The sequence below is a fragment of the Ferruginibacter profundus genome, assembly GCF_054783275.1.
This window is the reverse complement of record NZ_BAAGQW010000003.1, coordinates 928,292-948,846: the sequence shown is the minus strand read 5'-3', so window position 1 is coordinate 948,846 and position 20,555 is coordinate 928,292. Positions and strand designations below refer to the sequence as shown.

Genomic DNA, 20,555 nt, shown 5'->3' with positions numbered 1-20,555 from the left:
CATCCGGCACATAGTTATTCCGGCTCCATATTTTTATTCTGGAATACATTTCCGGAAAATGGAATGATATAAAACCTGTATGCGCTGAAATGCTGGATGGATAAGACTTTTGCTTTTTGGCACGGCTTTAGAAATCACTGAAGAAATTAATGCAATTCTATGTCCGGTAAAAAAAAGATAGCCATTATTGGCAGCGCTGGTATCCCCGCCAGGCAGGGAGGTTTTGAAACACTGGCAGAGCAACTGGTAAAGCAATTAGGCGACGAGTATGATATGACGGTGTATTGTTCTGCAAATAAATATCCCGGGGCCGATCGTAAAAAGAAATACCTGGATGCCCGCCTGAAATATATTCCGCTGCAATATGACGGGCTGCAAAGTTTTTTATACGATGGTTTCTCCATTATCAATGCATTGTTTTATGCCGATGTGTTATTGATACTGGGTGTGGCAGGTGCATGGATGTTGCCTTTTGTAAAATTATTTACCAACAGGAAAGTAATTATTTCCATTGATGGCACGCAATGGCACAACAACAGCAGAAGTGCACCCGCCAGGTGGTATTTGCGCTGGGCAGAAAGGATAGCGATCAAATATTCAAATGCCGATATTGCAGATAATAAAGCTACCCATGATTACAATGCAGTTCGATATGGCAGCTTAAGTAATATTATCGAATACGGGGCCGATCATATCAGTGCCATAAAACCCACTGTTGCTGATAAAGAACTTTACCCGTTTCTTGCAAAACCATATGCCTTTAAGGTATGCCATGTAGAACCACGAAATAATATTCACCTTGTACTGGATGCATTTTCTAAAATGAATAAGTATACATTGGTGATGATGGGCAACTGGAAAAGCAGCATCTATGCTACTGCACTGAGGCAACAATATTCAGATTTCAGCAACCTGGTATTACTGGATACACCGGATGAACAACGGCAACTGGATCTTATCAGGGGCAATGCGTATGTATACATACACGGGCACAGTACGGGTAGTACCAATTCACTGCTTGTGGAAGCAATGTACCTAGGGCTTCCTGTACTTTCTTTTGATGCTCCGGCAAACAGAACTACCACAGAAAACAAAGCCTTTTATTTTAAAACTGTTGAAGATCTGATAAATATCATAGGCAGTACCCGGATCGGCGAGTTGAAAGCAAAAAGTGTTTTGATGAAAGAAATAGCTGACCGCCGTTATACATGGGAAGTAATTGCAGAAAAATACAATTACCTGTTTCATCGTGTTTTAAAAAGCAACAAAAAAATATCGGTAAGGCCGGATACAAATGATGCCGGTAAAAGAAAATTAACTACGCCGGGGGTGAGGCATTTACAGTTAACATCAGTACTCTACGAAAAAAAGTAGTACTCATACCCTCTTTTAGGGATATTATGTAGTACACAACTACAGTGCTGTGTAGAACAATTTCTACTTCTATATAGTTCCACAATTTGGAAATTAATGTAGCGTTAAGTGGATACCTAACACTATCCAATGGAACCTTATAAGATTTTTATTGTAGAAGATGACCCGTGGTATGGCGAGATCCTGGAATACCACCTCTCCTTAAATCCTGATTACTGCATCACCCGTTTTACTAATGGTAAAGATTGTTTAGCCAACCTGTACAAAAAGCCAGATCTTATTACCATCGATTTTTCATTGCCGGATTATACGGGTGATAAGTTATACCAGAAAATTAAGGAAACAGACGATAGTGTTCCGGTAATAGTTATCAGCGGACAGGATGAAATTGCAGTAGCAGTAAACCTGTTAAAAATGGGTGTGGCCGATTATCTTATTAAAGACGATAATACAAAAGATATTTTATGGAATGCCGTAACCAAAATTAAAGAAACGGGTAAGCTAAAAAAGGAAGTAGCGCATTTAAAAGAAGAACTGGGACAGAAATTCTCTTTTGATAAAAGCATTAAAGGCCAGAGCCCGGCACTTAAAAAAATATTTGAATTGATGGACAAGGCCACCAAAACAAATATCAATGTGTCTATTACCGGCGAAACCGGAACAGGTAAAGAAGTTGTGGCAAAGGCCATTCACTATAATAGCGACCGTAAAAAGAAAAATTTTGTAGCAGTGAATATGGCTGCTATCCCAAAGGAGCTTATTGAGAGTGAATTGTTTGGCCACGAGAAAGGCGCTTTTACCGGCGCCCTGGCACGTAAGGCCGGCAAATTTGAAGAAGCTAACGGCGGCACTATTTTTTTAGATGAAATAGCAGAGCTTGACCTGAGCTTACAAAGCAAATTATTGAGGGTATTGCAGGAAAGAGAAGTAATAAGAGTGGGTGGAAATGAAAATGTAAAATTAGATGTTCGCTTATTAATTGCCACGCACAAAAATTTAGCTGAAGAAGTAAAAAAAGGCAATTTCAGGGAAGATCTGTATTACCGTATAATAGGGCTACCTATTGAATTGCCGCCTTTAAGAGAAAGGGGCAATGATGTTTTGATACTGGCTAAATACTTTGCAGATGAATTTACAAAGGATAATAAAATGGGTAATATTAATCTTACCCAGGATGCAAAGGATAAATTGCTGCGGTATAACTACCCCGGTAATGTAAGAGAACTGAAAGCGATGATTGACCTGGCTGCTGTGATGTGTGACGGGCAGGAAATAAAAGCAGCCGATATCAGCTATACCACCGCAAAAGGTGACCAGACTTTTATGGCAGAAGAAAAAACATTACGGGATTATACCTGCGACATCATTAAATACTTTCTTAAAAAATACGATAATGATGTAATTGCTGCTGCAGGTAAACTGGATATTGGTAAGAGTACCATTTACAAAATGATCCAGCAAAAGGAAATTGCTGTTTAAGTAAGCTGAACCAGGCACTTGTAATAAGGTTGGCATAAACGATCTATATATCTAAGACTAATGAAAACTACATTATTTCAATTAGCAGGTGATAATTGGGAAACACATACAGCAAATAATATCAATGCAGCAACAGATGCCGGCCTTGTATTATGTTTTGCTGCCAAAGAAAAACTAACTGCACCGCACATTTATAACACTGTAAAAAATAAATTTCCTGCGGCACAGATTATATTATGTAGTACTGCGGGAGAAATTTTTCATGATGTGGTACAGGATAATTCCTTAGTAGCTGTAGCCATTACGTTTGCAGATACAGCTATTAAAACAGCAGTGGTAAATATTACAGATTTTGAGAACAGTTACACCGCCGCCGAAGCCCTGGTAAAAAAAATACCACAACCGGGCCTGGTTAACATGCTGGTATTTTCTGATGGCGGATTGGTAAATGGCAGCGAACTGGTAAAAGGCCTTAACGATGCGGCGGAAAATAAAATTTTAATTACCGGAGGCCTTGCAGGTGATGGTTCCAATTTTGTATCCACACTGGTAGGGCTAAACGAAAAACCTGCACAGGGTAATATTGTGGCTATTGGTTTTTATGGCGAAAAAATAGCTGTTACACATGGTTCCCAGGGAGGCTGGGATACATTTGGCCCCGAGAGAGAGGTAAGTAAATCGGCTGGTAATAAATTGTTTGAGATTGATGGAAAAAATGCACTGGAACTTTATACCAGGTATCTTGGCTCCGATGCTGATCAGCTACCAGGTTCTGCTTTATTATTTCCATTATCTGTAACTATTCCCGGCAGCCCGCAACCTGTGGTAAGAACAATTCTTTCTATAGATAACGAACTCCAGAGCATGACTTTTGCAGGAGATATTCCTGAAGGGTCAAAAGTTCGTTTTATGAAAGCCAATTTTGATAAGCTAACTGCTGCCGCAGCAAAAGCCGCACAACAAACTTTGTTGGGCAAAAAATTTAAACCTGGTTTTTCATTGCTGGTAAGTTGTGTTGGCCGCAAATTAATATTGGGTGGAAGAATTGATGAAGAAGTGGAAGCCGTAATTGAATCATTGGGCGAACAAACGCCCGTTGCCGGTTTCTATTCTTACGGTGAAATATCTCCTTTTAACGATGGTGGAGATTGCCGCCTGCATAACCAAACAATGACCATTACTTCTTTTTATGAACTTCCATAGATTATTAAAAAAGCAGATCAAAAAATTTCTTCCGGAGGCGTTGCAGCAACACCCGGACCTGGAAAAATTTCTGCTTGCAGTTAATGATTCCTATGTTGCCTGTGAAAGAGATGCTGCTTTGGCAGACAGGGCTTTCCGGATCAGTGAAGAAGAGTACATTGAGATCAATAAGAAATTACAACACGAAGCAGCTGTTAAAAAACAATCCATTGAAAAATTAAAAGAAACCATTGGTACCATTACCGGTGATGAAAAAAGCAATAATACTGACGATCTGCTGATGATTGCACGCTACCTTAACCAGCAGGTTAACAGAAGAAAAAGTGCAGAACAGGTTTTTACTTCACTTATCACTAATATGCAAAGCGGTGTTTTACTGGAAGATGAAACACGGCATATTGTATTTACCAACCAGCAGTTTTGCGATACGTTTGGCATTACCGCACCGCCATTGGCATTGCAGGGAGCCGATTGCAGTGCCAGCGCCGAACAAAGTAAATTTCTTTTTAAATACCCTGAAAAATTTGTGGCCGGAATAAACACCATATTGCAACAACAAAAATTAGTGGCTGCTGAACCAATAGAATTTGCCGATGGAAGGATTTTTGAGAGAGATTATATTCCCATTTTTGTAGATGAAAAATATAAAGGACATTTCTGGAGTTACAGGGATATTTCTGAAAGAAAAAAAGCGGAGGCAGATCTTAAATCCAGCCAGGAGCTATGGCAATTTGCTTTGGAAGGTGCAGGCGATGGCGTTTGGGAATATGATTTTGAAACACAGGATGTTTTCTTTTCCAGGCAATACAAAAAAATGCTGGGCTATAATGATGAAGAGTTTAAAAATGATCCGAATGAATGGTTAAGCAGGGTGCATCCCCGGGATATTACTATTATTGAACAAACAGATAAAGACTATTACGAAAACAGGATCACTTCTCACCAGCGGGAATACCGGATAAAACATAAAAACGGCGATTATCTATGGATACTCGATCGCGGCATGATCGTAAACCACACTGCATCCGGGCAACCTAAAAGAATTATTGGTACGCACACCGATATTACGGCAAGAAAAAAGGCAGAAGAAGAATATAAACGTATTTCGGTAGTAGCCAGTGCCAACGAAAACGGCGTTGTGTTTACCGATGCCCTGGGAAAAATTTCGTGGAGCAACGAAGGGTTTTCAAAAATCACAGGTTTTGCACAGGAAGAAATTATAGGGCAAACGCCGCTGGAATTATGCGAAGGGCCATTAAGCCAGGGCGATGCATTGCTGAATATGGTGAGTGCTTTTTTTGAAGGCCGCTCTTTTAATGTTGAGCTTATTCATTACCGTAAAGATAAAACCACTTTTTGGGGACGGGTTACAGGGCAGGCGCTTACCAACAACGAAGGTAAAGTAGAGCAGTATTTTGCCATCATCGAAAATATTTCGGAAGAAAAAGAAGTAGAACGGAAACTGAAGCAGTACGATGAAAGACTGAAACTGGCATTGACCAATGTGGGAGATAATTACTGGGAACATAATTTTTTAACCGGTAAAACTTTTTTCTCCAGTGACATTTATCATCTTCTCGGGTTTACATCAGAAGAATATAACGATGTAGCTACTTTGTGGTGGGACAGGATACATCCTGCAGATAAAAAGATACTGGCAGATAATGACAGCAAGTATAAACAGGGATCTATTGACCATCACACCAACGAGTACAGGGTAATTCATAAAGATGGTAAAGTACGATGGGTATATGACAGGGGCGTGGTTACAGAAAAAGATGCCAACGGAAAACCCCTCACCATCATAGGTACGCATATCGATATTACAGAAAGAAAACTTTCGGAACAGGCCATTAAGATAAGAGAAGAGAAATACCGGAGCATTATTGCCAATATGAACCTGGGTTTACTGGAAGTAGATAACCAGGAAAAAATTCAGTTTGCCAACCAGAGTTTTTGTGATATGAGCGGGTATGCATTAAAAGAACTACTTGGTAAAAAGGCTTCCACATTATTTGCAAAAGGAGAAAATGAAGAGTTTATTGAAATGAAGAATGAAATGCGCAAGAAAGGAATTTCTGATGCATATGAAATATCGCTTAAAAATAAAAAGGGCGAACCTAAATGGTGGCTGGTGAGTGGCGCACCACGATATAATGATAACGGCGATTTGGTGGGGTCAATTGGAATTCATTTGGATATTACCCAGCAAAAAATACTTGAACTTGAATTGGTTGATGCCAGGGAACAGGCAGAATCATCGGTAAATGCCAAGCAAACTTTTCTGGCTAATATGAGCCACGAGATACGAACACCGATGAATGCAATATTGGGTATGACCAACCAACTGGGCAAAACGAAATTGAATAAAGACCAGCATTTTTACCTGAATACTATTCACTCTGCCGCCGATAATTTATTGATCATTATCAACGATATCCTGGACCTTAGTAAAATAGATGCCGGTAAATTAACACTCGAAAAAATTGGCTTTGAACCTAAAAGGGTAATAGACAGGGTGATGCAGGTAATGGTGCATCGGGCCGAAGAAAAAGGATTGAATTTTATTAATTCTTCCTGCGATTATAAACTGTCGCCAATCTTAATGGGCGATCCATACCGGCTCAACCAGGTTTTACTTAACCTGGTAAGCAATGCTATTAAATTTACCCATAAGGGTACTATTGATATAAACTGCAGGGTATTGACAGATACTGTTCTAAAGCAAACTGTGCAAATAACGGTAACGGATACCGGTATTGGTATGGATGAATCATTTGCTAAAAATCTCTTTGATAAATTTTCCCAGGAAGATAGTTCCATCATCCGTAAATATGGTGGTACAGGATTGGGCATGAGTATTAGTAAAGAACTTGTTGACCTGATGCATGGCAGAATAGAGGTAGTAAGCAAAAAAGGAGAAGGTACTTCCATCTCAGTTATCATTGAATTTGATAAAGGCAATATAACCGACCTGCCTTTTAAGGAAATGGTGGCTACCGATACCAGCTTGTTACAGGGAAAAAAAATACTGGTTACCGATGATAACGAAATGAACCAGCTGGTGGCAGCAACTATACTGCAAAACTTCGGGGCCGCAATAACAGCTGCATTTAATGGCGCCGAAGCAATAGAAAAAATAAAAGAAACTGCTTTTGATATTGTGTTGATGGATGTTCAGATGCCCGTAATGGATGGTATTGAAGCTACTAAAATAATCAGGGAAACTATCAGTACTACTTTACCCATTATTGCGCTTACCGCTTTTGCCATTAATGGCGATAACCAGAAATGTATTGCCGCCGGTATGAATGATTATTTATCCAAACCGTTTGAAGAAAGCCAGTTGCTGAATATCATTTCTAAATGGCTGGGTAAATCTTTACAAAACGAAAAGAACAGGCCTGAAATTACAGGCAAAGAAGACGTATTATACGATCTCTCTAAACTAAATGAAATTGCACGGGGCAATAAAATATTTGTTGATAAGATGATCAATCTTTTTATTGAACAAATTCCTGTATCGGTGGAAGAGATACAGGCTGCCTACCTGGAAAAAAACTTTGGTGCCATTAAACGGGTGGCCCACCGCATCAAGCCCTCCATTGATAATATGGGTATTGCTGCTTTAAAAACCGAAGTAAGGGAAATAGAGGCGCTGGCCCAGGAAAACCAAAACTCTCCCAAGCTGATACAGCTGATACAACAAATGGACAATACCCTTAAAAAAGTGGTGGAAGAATTACATAAGGAATTGGTTTAAAAATAATTACGGGTCTGTAGTATTTATACTACATCGATTTATAAACAATTATTTTAACTTAACTTACATATAAATAATAAAACTTTCCAAAACGGTTTTATTACCACAGCCAAACCTTATTCTTTTAACCTAATAGCTTGTTATGCGCTTTCGGCTAACGACTACTAAACTATTAACGTCAGTCATAGCCCTGGTGGTACTCATCTTTGTAGCCATTGTAGTATTGCTGTTACGGCAAGCTTCATTGGCCAGGAGTACCGTTGCAAGGGTTTCCCATACCCAGGAAGTATTATTTCAAACCGCAAAAGTATTAACCACCATCACTGATAATGAAACCAGTTCCAGGGGGTTTGTACTTACCGGGCAGGCCGCATTTTTAGAGCCTTTGGAAGCGGCAAAAAAAAATATTTACAGGCAAATAGAAACCTTAAAAGTACTTACCCAAAATGATGCTGCCCAGCAACAACGCATAGATTCTATCCTATTTTATACCAATAAAAGAATTCTTTTTTCGGATAGTACGGTTGCTTTGCGGCAACAACAGGGCCTGGATGCCACCATACAACTGGTTTCTGCCGGTAATGGAAAAAAATACATGGATAATATCCGGCGGTTTATAAATGCCATGCAGCAATCAGAAACTGCTGCATTGGAGCAACAGAAACTGGCCAACGAAAAAGCCGCAGTTTTTTTAGACAGGATCATTTTTACCATTATTATCATCAGTGTTTTTTTAATTATTGTTTTTTTAAGAAAAGACGCTTTACATATTGCCGCACAAAAAAAAGCGGAAGAAACACTTAAAAAAAACGAGGAGTATTTTCACCTGCTTACCAGCAATATCAAGGACTACGCAATTTCTATGCTGGATACTAACGGAAAGGTAATAGGCTGGAGCAGCGGCGCCGAAGATATTAAAGGATACAAGGAAGCAGAAATTATCGGCAGGTCCTTTGAAATTTTTTATACAAAAGAAGATATTGCCAAAGGAATACCACAGCATAATCTTGAAATGGCCAGGCAAAATGGCCATTATGAAAGTGAGGGCTGGCGCTTACGAAAAAGCGGATCAAGATTTTGGGCCGATGTTATTTTTACCGCACTGAAAGATGAAACCGGTAAACTTTACGGCTATTCTAAAATCACCAGGGATATTACTGAAAAAAGAAATGAACGGGAAGAGCTGGAGTTTTTGAACCTGCAGATCAAACAGTCCAATGATGCCATATATACGCTGGATGCTAATCGCAAAATAAAGAGCTGGAACCATGGTGCCGAATACCTGTATGGATTTACAAAGGAAGAAGCGCTTGGCAGGGAACCCAACGAGCTGTTAAAAACTGATATTTCGCATGAGGAAATTAATACAGCCATAAAAGAAATTAGCAGGCAGAATTACTGGATTGGTGAATTAAAACGAAAAGCAAAATCAGGAAAAGTAATTTACGTTCATGCTTCCACCAGTACTATTAAGGATGGCAATGGTACACTTACAGGTTATGTTTCGGTAAGCTATGATATTACCGCACAAAAAGAATTGCGGGAACAGGTGAACCACCTGGCCAGCATGGTGGAAGAATCATCTGAAGCAATTTTTTCCAGGGGATTAGACCAACGAATCATAAGCTGGAACCGAGGCGCCGAAAAATTGTTTGGCTATACCAAAGCAGAAGCTATTGGTAAAACTGCCGAAGCACTGGGGATTACAAAAATTACCCGGGAAAGAATAGCTGCTATTGAACAGCAGATATTACAGAAAGGAACCTGGAGGTCGGAACGGGATTTTTTTCATAAAAGCGGGTATTCATTTTTTGGAGCTATTTCGGGTAATGTTACCCGTAATGAGAAAGGAGAAATTGTTTCTTATTATTTTATAGTAAAAGATATCAACGTAAGAAAACAATTAGAAGAACAACTGAAGCAATCCAATGAAGAGCTGGAAGAAAAAGTAAAGGAAAGATCACTGCAGATATATAACAATGAAAAAAGATACCGCTATCTTTTTGAAAATAATCCATTGCCCATGTGGGTGATCGACCTGGAAACATTCAGCTTCCTGGATGTAAATGAAATGGCAACACTTCATTATGGTTACAGCAGGGAAGAATTTTTATCAATGAAAGCCACGGATATAAGGCCGGAAGCAGAACGGGAAAACTTTATACAGGCCGACCATGCCTACGAAATAGACCCCTTCAATTATAACAGGGGCATATGGAACCACAGGAAAAAAGATGGTACTATTATACAGGTAGAAATTATTGCCCATAAAATTATGTTTGAAGGCCGGCCGGCAAGATTTATACTGAGCAATGATGTTACCGAAAAAAAGATAGTGGAAGAAAAGCTGATCTCCAGCGAAAAGCGTTTCCGTATGTTGATTGAAAATAACTACGACATCATCACCTTGATGGACGCATCTTTTAATGTCATCTACCGCAGCCCTTCCACCTTTCGTATAACAGGCTGGAGCAATGAAGAAATGATCAATAACAGGGGAACAAAAAATATCCATCCTGATGATATTGAATATTTTAATGGTGTTATCAGGGAGATAATGGCACACCCGGATAAACCTGTTAACACTTCATTTCGCAGCAGGCATAAAGATGGGCATTATTTACGCCTGGAAGGAACATTAACGAACCTGCTGCACCAGGAACATGTAAAGGCAATTGTGTTTAATTCCCGTGATGTAACCGAACGTATTGAAACCGAAGAAAAACTTGCCAACAGCGAATTACGCTTCCGCTCGCTGATTGAAAACAGCGTGGAAGGAATTTCATTACTCGATGAAAAATCTAACGTGATCTACAGGTCGCCCTCTGCTTTAAAAATAATTGGTAATAATCCAAAAACAAATACTATCAGTTACGCACACCCTGATGACCTTGAAAATTTTAAAAATAAGTTTGCAGAAACTTTAAGCAAACCCGGTGTTCCTGTTCCGTACAGGGTTAAATATCTGCATGCTGATGGGCACCACTTCTGGTCCGAAGGTACATTTACCAACCTGTTGCACATAAAAGGTGTTAATGCAATAGTAGCCAACTATCACGATGTAACAGAAAAAATAGAAGCAGAAGAAAAACTGGAATCCAGCGAAAAACGTTTTCGTGCCCTGGTCGAAAATAACAAAGACGTGATCATGTTGCTGGATGCTTCCTTTAACGTTACTTACCGCAGCCCTTCTGCAACAGCTGTAAATGGCTGGACGGATGAAGATGTAAAGACAATGAGCGGTATTCAGAATATTCATCCTGATGATATGAATTATGCAAATGGTGTTATCAACAACATGATGAATAACCCTGGCAAACCATACAATGTTATTTTTCGCAACAGGCATAAGAACGGAAACTTCAGGTGGCTGGAAGGTGTGGTTACCAATTTGCTGCAGGATAAAAATGTAAATGCCATCCTGTTTAATTTTCGAGATGTAACGGAAAGGATTGAGGCCGAAGAAAAACTAAAAGCCAGTGAAGAACAATTTCGCCATTCTATGGATAATATGCTGGAGGGCGTTCAGATAATCGGTTTTGACTGGAAGTATATCTATGTTAACAATGCGATGGCTAAACACGGCAAATATGCAAAAGAAGAATTACTTGGGCATACGGTAATGGAAAAGTATCCTGGTATTGAGCAGGCAGAAATATACAAGGTGTACCTGAAATGTTTTAACGAAAGAGTGCCCATACACCTGGAAAATGAATTTGTTTTTCCTGACGGCAGCAGCGCCTGGTTTGAATTGAGTTTTTTACCTGTACCGGAAGGTATTTTTATTTTATCCATAGATATTACCGAACGTAAACAGGCAGAAGAGGGTATAAAAAAATTAAATACAGAACTGGAGGAACGGGTAAACAAACGTACTGCAGAACTGAAAAAAGCCAATGAAGAACTGGAGGCATTCTCTTATTCTGTATCTCACGATCTTCGTGCACCCCTGAGGGCTATCATTGGATATTCGCAGATACTGGAAGAAGATTACAGCAGCAAACTGGATGATGAAGCTAAAAGGATTACAGGTGTAATAAAAGCCAATACTGCAAGAATGGGTACCCTTATAGACGATCTGCTTACATTTTCACGTATGGGCAGGCACGAAATTGCAAAGGCTCCTGTAAACAGCGTAGAAATGGTAGATGAAATAATTAAGGGGATGAGCAGCAATGGCGGTGGCAATGTGAGTTGGTCGGTTCACACTTTGCCTGAAGTAAAGGCAGATCATAACATGTTACGCCAGGTATGGATCAACCTGATTTCAAATGCTATAAAATATTCTGCCACTAATCAAACACCAAAGATCCATATCGGTTCATTTAAACATAACGGGCAAATGGTTTTTTTTGTTGAAGATAACGGTGTGGGGTTTGATGAAAAATATAAGAACAAGCTTTTTAAGGTTTTTCAAAGATTACATAGTGCAGAAGAATTTGAAGGCACGGGTATTGGTTTAGCCATTGTAGAAAAAATTGTTTCCAAACACGGAGGCCATGTTTGGGCAGAATCTGAATTAAATAAAGGGGCAAGTTTTTATTTCAGTTTGCCCGAAAATTAAATGACAATTTAAAACATCAAAATACTTTATGATGAATCTTAACAGCATCGATCTTTTATTGGTAGAAGATAATGTTAGTGATGCAGAACTTGCCATAAGAGAATTAAAGAAACATAACCTGGCCAATAACCTCTATCATGTAAGGGATGGAGAAGAAGCGCTGGAATTTATTTTTGCAACAGGCAGGTATTCCGGAAGCCGTAGTTTGGAAAATACTCCCAGGCTGATACTGCTGGACATTCAAATGCCAAAAGTAAATGGCATAGAAGTACTGCAGCAAATAAAAAGTGATGACCGTACCATGTCAACGCCGGTGGTAATATTAACATCCTCAAAAGAAGACCCGGATATAAAAAAATGTTATGAACTGGGTGCCAATAGTTATATTGTAAAACCTGTAAATTTTGAGGGTTTTGCAGAAGCGATAAAAAATCTTGGCTTTTACTGGTTATTGCTAAACCAGCCACCTGTTTAAATTACTGTTATGGTAAATGACGCTTTAAAGATATTATTGCTGGAAGATAACGATGCAGATGCTGAGATGGTACAGCGCCTGCTGAAGAAAAATAATTTTAACTGCCGGTTTAAAGTAATGATGACAGCATCTGCCTACAAGCAGGCATTGGATGAATTTAAGCCCGACCTCATTCTTTCTGATAACGATATGCCGCAATTCAATGCATCAGAGGCATTGCAGATACTGCAGCAACGCAAACTGCATATTCCGTTTATATTGGTTACCGGCACTGTATCAGAAGAATTTGCAGCAGGTATTATTAAAGCAGGTGCCGATGATTATTTACTTAAAGACAGGTTAGCCAGGCTACCGGCAGCCATTGAAGCTGCATTAAAACAAAAACAGACTGAAAAAGAAAAAAATGAAGCTGCAGAAAGATTGTTGCATAGTGAAGAACAATACCGCAGTTTAATTCAGCAGGCTTCTGATGGTATTTTTATTGCGGCCCCTGATGGAAAATATATCGACGTAAATGAAAGCGGCTGCAGGGCATTGGGATATTCTAAAGAAGAATTTTTACAACTCAGCATCAAAGACCTGGTGGTAATGGATGGTGACCCCGTTCCTTCCCGTTTAAATGAGGTAAATACAGAAACACCCATTATTCAGCGAAGGCGTTTACGGAAAAAAGATGGTACTGTTTTAATAGGTGAAATAAGTGCCAAGAAAATGCAAAATGGCAATTATTTCGGTATTGTGAGAGATCTTACCGAAAGGATTGAAGCAGATATAAAACTGGAACAAAGCGAAAAGCGTTTTCGTACACTGGTGGAAAATAATGATGGTATTATTTCGCTGGTGGATAGAAACAGAAAGGCCATATTCAGAAGTTCGTCTGCCGCAAGGCTTACAGGCTGGGCCAATGAAGAATTTGATAAGCTGGATACCAGCGAACTTATACATCCCGATGATATAGCACCATTGCAGGCAGCAGGCAAAAAAGCAGCAGAAAATCCTGGTGTACCCGTTGCCGTTACCATGAGGGCAAGGCATAAGAAAGGGCATTATATCTGGCTCGAAGGAATGATGACCGATATGACAAATGATCCGGCTATCAATGGTGTGGTAAGTAACCTCCGGGATGTTACAGAAAAAAGGATTGCAGAGCAAAAGATCATTAAGGCCAAGCGCCTGTATTTTTTTATCAGCCAGATCAACCAGATGATTGTGCGTACTACCGATGAAAATACACTTTTTGAAGAAGTATGCCGCATTGCTGTTGAATTGGGCGAATTTAAAATGGCATGGATAGGAATAACTGATGAACAAACCAAGATGGTAATTCCTGTAATGCATGCGGGTGAAGAAAAAGATTATCTGTCTAAAATAAGACCCATTTCAGTTGCTGATATACCCGAAGGCAGGGGCCCTACGGGTACTGCTCTACGTGAGGGAAGGTATATCATCTGTAATGATATTGAAAACGACAGCAATATGCATCCGTGGAAGGAAGCTGCATTGATAAGGGGCTACAATTCTTCAATGTCTTTACCCATAAAAAAATTTGGCAAAGTAGTAGGTGCTTTTACCGTGTATGCTGATGAAAAGAATTTTTTTGACGACACTGAAATAGCATTACTGGAAGAAGCCACCGGCGATGTGGCCTTTGCATTGGAAAATTTTGAAAAAGAAGCATTACGTAAAAAGGCTGAAGAAGGCGTTAAGCTGTCAGAGGAAAAATATACGTCGCTTGTAAATACTGTAGATGGCATAGTATGGGAAGCAGATGCCACTACCTTCCAATTTAATTTTGTAAGTAAACAGGCAGAAAGATTATTAGGCTACTCAACAGAAGAGTGGATAAATAGTCCCGCTTTTTGGGGCAGCCATATTCATGAGGAGGACAGAAACTGGGCCATTGAATTCTGCAGGCGTAATACGAAGGCGAAAAAGCCACATGAATTTGAATACCGGATGGTGGCTGCCGACGGACGAATTGTGTGGCTGAGAGATATTGTATCTGTTATTATGGAAAATGATGCGCCTGTAATACTCAGGGGCATTATGATAGATATTACAGAACGTAAAAAAGCGGAAGAAGCCATCATTGAAAGCGAGAAGCGTTACCAGACCTTGACCGAGATATCGCCGGTGGGTATTTTTCATACTGATGCTGCAGGCATTACTACCTATGTAAACCCCAGGTGGAGTGTAATTTCCGGCTTATCCGGAGAGGAGGCTCTGGGTAATGGCTGGTTGAATGCAGTACATGAAGACGATAAGGAATCGTTGATAAAAGGCTGGCAGAATGCCACAACAGCAGTAGAGCAATCGTTATCTGAATACCGTTTTGTTCGCCCCGATGGATCAATAGCCTGGGTAATAGGCCAGGCAATACCGGAAAAAAATTCCGATAACCAGATTGTGGGATATGTGGGTACCATAACGGATATCACTGAACGAAAAACAGCCGAAAAACAGCTTTTTACAGAGAAAGAACTTTCCGATAAAATTATCAACAGCCTGCCGGGTATTTTTTATTTATCAGATACCACACCAAAATTATTACGCTGGAATAAGGCATTGGAAAAAATATCCGGATACACAGCAGCAGAAATAGAATCCATGCGGCCCATGTATTTATTCGATCCGGAAGATCATAGGATTTTGCAGGATGGACTTATGAAATCCTATAAAGAAGGTGCTGCCGAAGTTGAAATAAGATTGCTGACCAAAAGCGGTGAAAGAATTCCTTTTTACTTTACAGGTGTAAGTATCGATTATCGTGGTAAGCAGGCAGTGCTGGGTACGGGTATTGATATCAGTGAACTTAAAAAGGCAGAAGAAGAAATTAAAAGATCTAATCAGCGGTTTGAAATTATTGCAGAAGCAACTAAAGATGCCGTATTTGAAGTAGACCTGTTAACCGGCCGTAGCAAACACAATAAAGCATTTGTTGATCTTTTTGATTTTGGCTTTAATAATGATCCCGAGGCCGACAACAGGGCTGTATGGAGATCTAAATTGCACCCCGATGACAGGGAAAGAGTAATCAGAAAGCTTGAAGAAGTGTATGCCTCAGATGCACCTGGCTGGACGGACGAATTTCGTTTTAAGAAAGCAGATGGCAGCTATGGTATTTTTTACGACAGGGCTTCTGTGATCAGGGATGCTACAGGAAAGGCGGTTCGGTTTATAGGCTCAATGGTAGAAATTACAGAACTAAAAAAGGCAGAAGAAGAAATTAAAAAATCGAATGAAAGATTTGAGTTGATTGCAAAAGCCACACACGATGGTTTGTGGGACTGGAACCTGGAAACGGGTACGCTTTGGGGTAATGAAGTACACCAGCAATTATACGGTCTTACTATGGCCGATCCTGTTCCCGATCATGAAGAGTGGAAGCGCAGGATACATCCCGATGACAGAGAAAGAACAAATAGAGCTTTTGAAGAGGCTAAAACCTCCAGCCAGGAAAGCTATACAGATGAGTACCGATTTTTTACCGAAAACGCTGGCTGGATGGATGTATACGGCCGTACACTTATCCAGCGCAATAAAGAAGGCAAGGCTGTTCGGTTAATTGGCAGCATGATGAATATTACCGAACGTAAAAAAACAGAAGCCTTACTGGCCGCCAATGAAAAGCGGTTTAGAAAACTGGTGGAAAATGGAAACGATGCTTTTGCAATTTTAAACCCGGAGGGTAAAGCAATTTATGTATCATCCTCAGTACAAAGAGTGCTGGGATATACCGAGGAAGAAATATACCAGCTGGATATGGCTTCCCTGGTGCATCCGGATAATATTGAAGAAGTGCAACAGACCATGCAGTTGGTTATGGCTAAACCTGGAGTACCTGTTGTAGGCCATCTATCAAGGTTAAAACATAAAGATGGCACATGGCATTGGTTTGAAGATACCATCACCAATTTACTGGATGATCCGGATATCCGGGGTATTGTAGATAATTTCCGCGATGTTACCGAAAGGATAAATAACCAGATAGCGCTGCAGCAAAGCGAACAGAAGCACCGTGATATTGTAGAGAATATTACCGATATACTTTGTACACACGACCTGGAAGGGAAAGTACTTTCGGTAAACCTTACCGCAAAAAAGCAATTGGGTTACGAAATTGAGGAAATGCTGAACATGCATATCCAGGATATACTGCAGCCCCAATCGAAAAATGTTTTTGGTATGTATATCGATAACATTAAAAAAAATGGTTTTGCGCAAGGCCTTATGTATGTAAAAACCAGCACGGGAGAAAAAAGAATATGGGAATTCAGGAATAGTTTACGTGACAATGGTATAAATCCACCTTTTGTATATGGCTTTGCACAGGATGTAACCGAAAGGATACTTGCAGAAGAAAAATTACTGGCGCAAAAACTGCAGTTGGAAACCCTGAGTAATAACCTGCCGGGAGTAATGATATACCAGTTAATAAGAGAATTGGACGGATCGATGCATTTTACCTATATCAGCGAAGGTGTGAAAGGGCTTATTGGTAAAACACCCAAAGAAGTAATCGACAATCCTTCATTGATGTACAAACCAATTATTGATGAAGATGTTTCTAAATTGATCGCTGCAGAACAACAGTCTTTTCTCAACATGTCTTTATTTCACGAAGAAGTTCGTTTCAGGGCAAATGATGGCAGTATCCGGTGGTTAAATATAGTTTCTGTACCGCGTAAACTTGGCGATGGAAGAACGGTGTGGGATGGATTTCATGTAGACGTTACCGATAGAAAGAACCGGGAAGAGGAAATAATTGCCAGCGAAGAAAAGAGAAGGCTGATTATGAATTCGGCACTGGATGCTATTATATGTATTGATACGGAAGGAATGATTACCTTCTGGAATCCACAGGCTGAAAAAATATTCGGTTGGAAGGAAGCAGAGGTGATGGCAAAAAGACTTTCTGATATTATTATTCCCGTGCCATTTAGGGCAATGCATGAAAATGGCATGAAGAACTATTTAAAAACCGGCGCTGCCCCTGCATTAAATGTATTGCTTCAGCTTACTGCTGTTAACCGGCAGCAGGAGGAGTTTCCTGTTGAATTAACAGTGTTGCCGATTAAGCAGGGCGGTGAAGAATTCTTCTGTGCTTTTATCAGGGATATTACCCAGCGTAAAAAGGCCGAAATAGCTATAAAAGAAAGCGAGGAAAAATACCGCACATTGGTAGAGCAGGCATCTGATGGTATTTTTATTGCAGATAATACCGGCAAATTCATCATTGTAAATACCAGCGCCTGTAAATTATCGGGCTATTCTGTAGAGGAATTACATGAACTTACAATTTATGACCTGGTACATCCCGAAAGCCTGAAAGCCAATCCTTTTAATTTTGAAGAAATGATGCATCCGCAGGGAGCCAGGAGCGAAAGAAAAATGATATGCAAAGACGGCACTGTGATGGACATAGAGATCAGTGCTAAGTTTTTAACCGACAAACGCTTTATCGCTTTTGTAAGGGATATCAGCGAAAGGATAAAAGCAGCAGCTGCAATAAAATTCAGTGAAGAAAAATACCGTTCATTGGTAGAGCAGGCATCCGATGCTATTTTTATTTCAGATAAGGACGGCCGTTTTATAACTGTAAATCCGAGTGCCTGTAAACTTTCGCAATACACCGAGGATGAATTATTGCAAATGACCATTTTTGATTTCTTTATAGCAGAAGATATTGAAAAGAACCCCATACAGTTTGAAGCTTTACAGGACGGCAAAACAATACGGTCAGAAAGAAGAATGAAAAGAAAAGATGGGGGCGTAAACCACCTGGAGATCACGGCCAAATTACTTAATGACGGTAAGTTATTATCTTTTGTAAGGGATATTTCTGAAAGAATAAAAGCGCAGAATGAAATACTGAAAGAAAAAAATCTTTCCGATTCTATCATCAACAGTTTGCCCGGTGTTTTTTACTTATACAACCGCCAGGGAAAATTCCTGCGCTGGAATACCAACTTCGAAAGAGTATCCTTATACAGTGCTGCAGAAATTAAAGAAATGCATCCATTGGATTTTTATGATGCAGGTGAAAAATTATTGATGGCCGAAAAAATTGATAATGTATTTGCCAGTGGCGAAGACGAAGTACAGGCCAACTTTCTGCTTAAGAACAAAGAAAAAATACCTTACTATTTTACAGGTATAGCAATTGACTATGAAGGCGAGCCCTGCCTTATGGGAGTGGGTATCGATTTTTCGGAAAGGGAAAGAGCACAGCAGGAAATTGAAAAGACCACAGAAAAACTGCGTGAACTGACGGCTCACTTACTTAACATCAGGGAAGAAGAACGTAAAAGGATCGGCAGAGAAATTCACGACGAACTGGGCCAGCAGCTTACCGCTATAAAAATGGATGTATCCTGGATCGATAAAAAAACGCCACCTGAAACAGAACTGATAAAAAATAAACTGAAGAATATCATAACGCTCCTGGATGGCAGTAATCAATCTATAAGAAGAATATTGAGTGAGTTAAGGCCCGGCATACTGGATGATTATGGTTTGGTAGAAGCTTTGGAATGGCAGAACCGCCAGTTTACGGCCAATACCGGGATACCGGTGGAATTTGTAACTGCTGAAAGAGAAATAAAATTACCCGAACCTCTGGCAACCTGTATCTTCAGGGTTTACCAGGAGGCTTTTACCAATATTACCAGGCATTCGGCAGCTACTAAAGTAATAACCTCTTTACAAGTTGCAAAAAATGCTATTATTGTTACTATTAAAGATAATGGTAAAGGTTTTGAAACTACCGCTACAAGAAGTAAAAAATCTTTTGGCATTTTAGGAATGAAAGAACGGGTATTGGCACAAGGTGGTACTTTTGAAATGAATTCGGCACCGGGAAAAGGTACCAGCATGGAGATTCAATTACCTTTTGAAAATAAAACACTATTCTAAACTAACATACTTGTATTATGAAACGGATAATTTTAGCTGACGACCATAGTTTTATAAGGCTCGGACTTATTCAATTGCTTAAAGATGAATACCCGGCAGTAGAAATTACGCAGGTAAGTGATGGCGAAGCCCTGATTAAGCAGGTAATGCAGCACGACTGGGACCTTGTAATATCCGACCTTGATATGCCCGGCCGCAGCGGGCTGGAAGCGCTGGAACAGATAAAGCTGATAAAGCCACATTTACCGGTGTTAATACTGAGTATATATGCCGAAGACCTGTATGCCGTAAGGGTTTTAAAAGCAGGTGCTGCAGGATATCTTAATAAAAACTCGGCGCCGGATGAATTGATTACGGCAGTACAGCGCATCTCTTTAGGAAAAAAATATATCACTGCAGAAATTGCAGAAAAACTATTAACCAGTGGCGATGATATAAAAAAACCACATGAACTGCTTACCAACAGGGAATTTGAAATATTTAAATTACTGGCCCTGGGAAGAACAGTTACACAAATAGCCGACTCCCTGTCTCTTGCACTAACCACTATTAGCACCTATCGCAGCAGGATCATGGAAAAACTCAATTTATCCACCAATTCCGATCTTACACGGTATGCATTATCGCACCACATAATTTCTGATATAGAACAGTAAACACAATTGTAGTTTTTTATTGCTCCTTTTATAGTATAACTACTACATATGCTAATTCTTTACTACTACTGTAGTAAGGCTGCTAACACTATTTTACAGGACCTGCTTTTGTTGGTTCTTTGGGAT

The 20,555-nt window shown here is 39.8% G+C and carries 8 protein-coding genes; all 8 read left to right on the top strand.

The genetic code is table 11. From position 1 onward, the window contains the following. Positions 1 to 159 precede the first annotated feature (159 nt). The 8 genes from ACYVM0_RS23730 to ACYVM0_RS23695 all read left to right on the top strand — a co-directional run bounded on the left by ACYVM0_RS23730 (position 160) and on the right by ACYVM0_RS23695 (position 20,429). Positions 160 to 1,374 (top strand): glycosyltransferase family protein, encoded by a 1,215-nt coding sequence (locus ACYVM0_RS23730; protein WP_460561349.1) that lies wholly within the window; start codon positions 160 to 162, stop codon positions 1,372 to 1,374. Between the two features lie 129 nt (positions 1,375 to 1,503). Further along, the gene (locus tag ACYVM0_RS23725; RefSeq protein ID WP_460561346.1) at positions 1,504 to 2,853 is read left to right on the top strand and encodes a sigma-54-dependent transcriptional regulator; all 1,350 of its coding nucleotides are present in this window, start codon (positions 1,504 to 1,506) and stop codon (positions 2,851 to 2,853) included. A gap of 60 nt (positions 2,854 to 2,913) precedes the next feature. After that, positions 2,914 to 4,056: an FIST signal transduction protein gene (locus ACYVM0_RS23720; RefSeq protein ID WP_460561344.1), complete on the top strand. Its 1,143-nt coding sequence runs from the start codon at positions 2,914 to 2,916 to the stop codon at positions 4,054 to 4,056. Further along, positions 4,043 to 7,819: a PAS domain-containing hybrid sensor histidine kinase/response regulator gene (locus tag ACYVM0_RS23715; RefSeq protein WP_460561342.1), complete on the top strand. Its 3,777-nt coding sequence runs from the start codon at positions 4,043 to 4,045 to the stop codon at positions 7,817 to 7,819. The genes ACYVM0_RS23720 and ACYVM0_RS23715 overlap by 14 nt, the downstream gene beginning before the upstream one ends. Positions 7,820 to 7,961: 142 nt before the next feature. After that, positions 7,962 to 12,383, top strand: a complete 4,422-nt coding sequence (locus ACYVM0_RS23710) for a PAS domain S-box protein (RefSeq protein WP_460561340.1) — start codon at positions 7,962 to 7,964, stop codon at positions 12,381 to 12,383. Between the two features lie 28 nt (positions 12,384 to 12,411). Continuing rightward, complete coding sequence (locus tag ACYVM0_RS23705; RefSeq protein WP_460561338.1) at positions 12,412 to 12,858, top strand: response regulator; 447 nt, start codon at positions 12,412 to 12,414, stop codon at positions 12,856 to 12,858. A 9-nt stretch (positions 12,859 to 12,867) separates the two neighbouring features. Further along, positions 12,868 to 19,773 carry a PAS domain S-box protein gene (locus ACYVM0_RS23700; RefSeq protein ID WP_460561337.1) on the top strand — a complete coding sequence of 2,302 codons (6,906 nt, stop codon included), beginning with the start codon at positions 12,868 to 12,870 and terminating at the stop codon, positions 19,771 to 19,773. A gap of 17 nt (positions 19,774 to 19,790) precedes the next feature. After that, positions 19,791 to 20,429, top strand: a complete 639-nt coding sequence (locus ACYVM0_RS23695; protein WP_460561335.1) for a response regulator transcription factor — start codon at positions 19,791 to 19,793, stop codon at positions 20,427 to 20,429. Positions 20,430 to 20,555: the final 126 nt, after the last annotated feature.

Coding starts and splice junctions, on each gene's coding strand:
- ACYVM0_RS23725 (WP_460561346.1), top strand. CDS start 1,504: ATGGAACCTTATAAGATTTTTATTGTAGAAGATGACCCGTGGTATGGC.
- ACYVM0_RS23700 (WP_460561337.1), top strand. CDS start 12,868: ATGGTAAATGACGCTTTAAAGATATTATTGCTGGAAGATAACGATGCA.
- ACYVM0_RS23715 (WP_460561342.1), top strand. CDS start 4,043: ATGAACTTCCATAGATTATTAAAAAAGCAGATCAAAAAATTTCTTCCG.
- ACYVM0_RS23705 (WP_460561338.1), top strand. CDS start 12,412: ATGATGAATCTTAACAGCATCGATCTTTTATTGGTAGAAGATAATGTT.
- ACYVM0_RS23720 (WP_460561344.1), top strand. CDS start 2,914: ATGAAAACTACATTATTTCAATTAGCAGGTGATAATTGGGAAACACAT.
- ACYVM0_RS23730 (WP_460561349.1), top strand. CDS start 160: ATGTCCGGTAAAAAAAAGATAGCCATTATTGGCAGCGCTGGTATCCCC.
- ACYVM0_RS23710 (WP_460561340.1), top strand. CDS start 7,962: ATGCGCTTTCGGCTAACGACTACTAAACTATTAACGTCAGTCATAGCC.
- ACYVM0_RS23695 (WP_460561335.1), top strand. CDS start 19,791: ATGAAACGGATAATTTTAGCTGACGACCATAGTTTTATAAGGCTCGGA.